Source organism: Streptomyces sp. LS1784 (assembly GCF_020103755.1).
GTDB lineage: Bacteria > Actinomycetota > Actinomycetes > Streptomycetales > Streptomycetaceae > Kitasatospora.
In genome coordinates this window covers 1-3,841 of record NZ_JAHSQD010000692.1, presented here as the reverse complement: position 1 = coordinate 3,841, position 3,841 = coordinate 1, and the positions used below count along the sequence as shown (strand labels likewise).

The window sequence follows — 3,841 nt, the reverse complement described above, 5'->3', positions numbered from 1 at the left end:
CGTTCGCCTCCGCGATCCGCAGCGCCTGCTCCACGCCGTACTCGTCCAGCTCCGACAGGAGGCCGTCCACGCCCTCCCGGTCGGTGGTGTGGTCGTCCGCGAAACGACGGTCACCCGTCGCGTCCGGCACGTGCTTCACACAGACAACGATCCTCAAGCTCACGGCCTTGTCTCCTGTACTGGTCTCGTCCGGCGGCTGCGGCGGTGCAAGCGGGCGCGAACACGGCACGCACCCGCTCCGGGCAGCGAATTCCCGTGCCGGTCCGGAACTTCCTGGCAGCATACTCGCCGGTAGCGCAGCGGTCACTACTGGCCAGTAGCTTATGCCGTGCGGCTGCTCCGCCGCCTGCGCCCATCCTGCCCCAGCCCGAGGCCGACTCCACCCGAGGGGGCGGAACTCGTGCGGCCGGATTGCTCACACCACGCGACCGAGCGCCGCGATCACGTCCACTCTGCGCGGCTGCCCCGCCGCCCGCCGCACCACCCGGCCCTCCCCGTCCAGCACCAGGACGGTCGGCGTCCGCCGGACCTCCAGCCGGCGGACCAGCTCCAGCCGCTCCTCTGCGTCCACCTCGACGTGCTCGACCCCGTCGACCATCCCGGCCACCTCGGAGAGCACCCGCCGGGTGGCGCGGCAGGGCTGGCAGAAGGCCGTCGAGAACTGCACCAGCGTCGCCCGCGCGCCGAGCGGCCCGCCCAACTCGGCCTCCGACAGCCGTTCCGCCCCGTCCTCGGCGCTCACTCCCAGCCTCCCGTCACCCCCGGCCCGCAGCGGACCGGGCCCGGCCGCCGTCGAAGCACGACAACGCGGGCCGCCGGCCCGCTCGTCCCTCCAGTCTGCGGCAGCGCCCGCGGCGCCCGAAACACGGTCGACCGCCGGGGTCGGCCTGCGCACCGGCAACTGCGCGCTCCTTGCCGCCCAGACACTCGTCTTCGCCCTCGGTGCGTTCGGCGGTCTGCGCCTGGCTCCGTACGTCCGACTGCGCGCCCAGGGCCGCCTCACCGTCGGCGCCTGATACCGACGACACCGGGCAACGGAAAAGTTCCCGTGGGAATTCATCACGGAGATCACACCGCCAACAGTCGCCTGACCGCACGGCTCAGGTGACAGCAGGCACTCGTTCGGGGGATCATCTCCGTGAATCACCCGTGACCGCCGCGGAGTGCCGTGCTCCGGTCGGCACCGCCCGCACAACGGAGCGGGTACCCGCCGAACCGGGCTCCGGCCCGTGGAAGTCAGGACTGACCGTGGCAGAGTTCGTGTACCCGCCGGTGATCGGCGCCGCACTCACCGCCTTCCGCGCTCTCGACGCGCGGATCAAGATCGTGGGCGCCGAACACATCCCCGCCAGGGGGGGAGCGGTACTGGTCAGCAACCACATCAGCTACCTCGACTTCCTCTTCGCGGGCCTCGGCGCGTACCGCGGCGGCAAGCGCAAGACCCGCTTCATGGCCAAGGACGACGTCTTCAAGCACCGGATCTCCGGCCCGCTGATGCGCGGCATGAAGCACATCCCGGTGGACCGCACCGACGGCCAGCCCGCGTACGAGGCCGCCGTGCGCGCCCTCAAGGCCGGCGAGGTGGTCGGGGTGTTCCCCGAGGCCACCATCAGCCGCTCCTTCATGCTGAAGAAGTTCAAGACCGGCGCCGCCCGGATGGCCGCCGACTCGGGCGCCCCGCTGCTGCCCGTCGTGCTCTGGGGCACCCAGCAGCTCTGGACCAAGGGCCGCCCGAAGACCCTCACCAAGCGGCACGTCCCGGTCACCATCATGATCGGCGAACCGATTCACCTCGGGCCGAACGACAAGCCGGTGATGGTCACCCGACGGCTGCGCGCCGCCATGAGCGAGATGCTCGACCAGGCCCAGCGCGAGTACCCCGGCAAGCCCTCCGGCCCGGACGACGCCTGGTGGCTGCCCGCCCACCTCGGCGGCACCGCGCCCACCCTGGAGGTCGCCGAGGCCGAGGACGAGGCGGAAGCCCTCGCGAAGGCCGAGCGCCGCGCCGCCCGGGGCTGATCCCCCTCTCCGCCTCCGTCCTCCCATTTCCGCCTCCAGCCCGCGTCTACTCCGTGCGACCGACCGAACGCGGTCCGTCGCGTGTCGCCCGGCCGCCGAAGCTCCCCGTCTGACACAGTGACAGCTCCTTTCAGGGGCCTTCGTCCTGAATCCGCGGCGGGGGCACACGTCGGAACGGTCGAAAGGCTCGGAGGCGGAGATGGCAAGGATCACCACCGGCACACGACAGTCAGCCACGGGCAGAGCCCGCACTCGCGCGAGCGCCGGTGCGGGCCTTCTGCTTCTGGGCACCCTGCTCACCGGCTGCGGGGCCCAACCCGGGGAGATCCCACTCTCGGAGATCCGGCCGGAGACCCCTACCGCCACCCCCGCGGCGACACCCGACCTGGTCGACGCTGCCGTCGGATCGCCCGCGGCCGCCGTGCACAACGGGCTGATCGTCAGCCGCGCCTACACCGACGCCTCCCGCACCAGCAGCGCGATCGTCACCCTCTCCCCCGACGGCAGCGGCCAGCGCCAGGTCACCCAGCCGCCGGCCCGCGCACTCGACGACCGCCCGGACTGGTCACCCGACGGCACCACCATCGCCTTCGACCGCACCGACCCTCAGAACGGCACCGCCCGACTCTGGACCGTCCCCACCGCCGGTGGCCCCGAGCACCAGGTCAGCCAGCTGTGCGACGGCGGCACCGCCGACTGCACCAACGAGGACGAACGCGCCCCCGCCTTCTCCCCGGACGGCAAGCAGGTCGCCTTCAGCCGCTCCTGGGGCGCCCTGGACTCGTCCGGCAGCCACCAGGTCCAGTACTCGGACCTCTATCTGATGAGCCCCGAGGGCACCGACGTCCAGCGGCTCACCTTCCTCACCAACGACAAGCCTTACTCCGGAGCAGTCAGCAACCCCAGCTGGTCCCCCGACGGCAAGCAGCTCACCTTCGAGTACCGCACCAGCGCCACCGGGCAGCCCGCCAACAGCCGCGCCATCTACGTCGTGAGCGCGGACGGCACCGGGCTGCGGCAGCTCACCCCCTGGGAACTGCGCGCCGGCGACCGTGCGGACTGGTCCCCCGACGGCACCCGGATCCTCTTCACCACCTACCCGGCCGGCCCCGACAACGCCCCCGGCGGCGGCATCTACACCATCCACCCCGACGGCAGCGCCATGGGAGCCCTCACCCCCGCGCCCTCGAACACCTTCTACGGCACAGCCGCCTACGCGCCCGACGGCAACTCCATCGTCTTCGCCCAGGCCCCCGCGGGCGCGGGCACCGACCTCTACAGCATGCGGTCCGACGGTACGGGCGTCGCCCGTCTCACCAACAGCGCGGACAGGTGGCTCAGCCGACCGGCCTGGGGGACGGCGGAGGCCACGGCCGCTCCCACCGATCCGGATCAGGCACCGGGTCAGGCGTCGGAGCAGCCACCGGCTCAGGCACCGGACCAGCCATCGGACCAGGCACCGGACCAGGCACCGGACCAGCCATCGGACCAGGCACCGGACCAGGCACCGGACCAGGCACCGGACCAGCCATCGGATCAGCCATCGGATCAGGCACCCCAGGCTCCCCAAACGCCGCCGACTGATACCCAGCAGCCGGCCGCGGCCCAGGGACAGGCCTCCACCGACCAGCCGCAGCCTGGGACGGAATCCGAAGCCGAATCCGACGCCGAGTCCGACGAATAGATCGTTCAGCTCCGGAAATGCGAAGAACCCCCATCCGGGACCCGGATGGGGGTTCTTTCTGAAGAATTGTTCGGCGGCGTCCTACTCTCCCACAGGGTCCCCCCTGCAGTACCATCGGCGCTGTAAGGCTTAGCTTCC

The 3,841-nt window shown here is 71.6% G+C and carries 3 protein-coding genes and 1 pseudogene; 2 read left to right on the top strand and 2 right to left on the bottom strand.

The features are described 5' to 3' along the window. Both KS423_RS40670 and KS423_RS40665 read right to left on the bottom strand, forming a co-directional pair. Positions 1-163 (bottom strand): annotated as a pseudogene (locus tag KS423_RS40670) (electron transfer flavoprotein subunit beta); the annotation flags it as partial. A gap of 252 nt (positions 164-415) precedes the next feature. Beyond that, positions 416-748: a thioredoxin family protein gene (locus KS423_RS40665; RefSeq protein ID WP_224284756.1), complete on the bottom strand. Its 333-nt coding sequence runs from the start codon at positions 746-748 to the stop codon at positions 416-418. A 500-nt stretch (positions 749-1,248) separates the two neighbouring features. Between KS423_RS40665 and KS423_RS40660 the strand changes: the two genes are divergently transcribed. Both KS423_RS40660 and KS423_RS40655 read left to right on the top strand, forming a co-directional pair. Further along, positions 1,249-2,019, top strand: coding sequence for a 1-acyl-sn-glycerol-3-phosphate acyltransferase (locus tag KS423_RS40660; RefSeq protein WP_224284755.1), 771 nt, complete (start codon positions 1,249-1,251; stop codon positions 2,017-2,019). A gap of 199 nt (positions 2,020-2,218) precedes the next feature. Then, positions 2,219-3,703 carry a hypothetical protein gene (locus KS423_RS40655; RefSeq protein ID WP_224284754.1) on the top strand — a complete coding sequence of 495 codons (1,485 nt, stop codon included), beginning with the start codon at positions 2,219-2,221 and terminating at the stop codon, positions 3,701-3,703. Positions 3,704-3,841: the final 138 nt, after the last annotated feature.

Excerpts from the sequence above, each read along its gene's own strand:
- KS423_RS40655 (WP_224284754.1), top strand. The coding sequence starts at position 2,219 with ATGGCAAGGATCACCACCGGCACACGACAGTCAGCCACGGGCAGAGCC.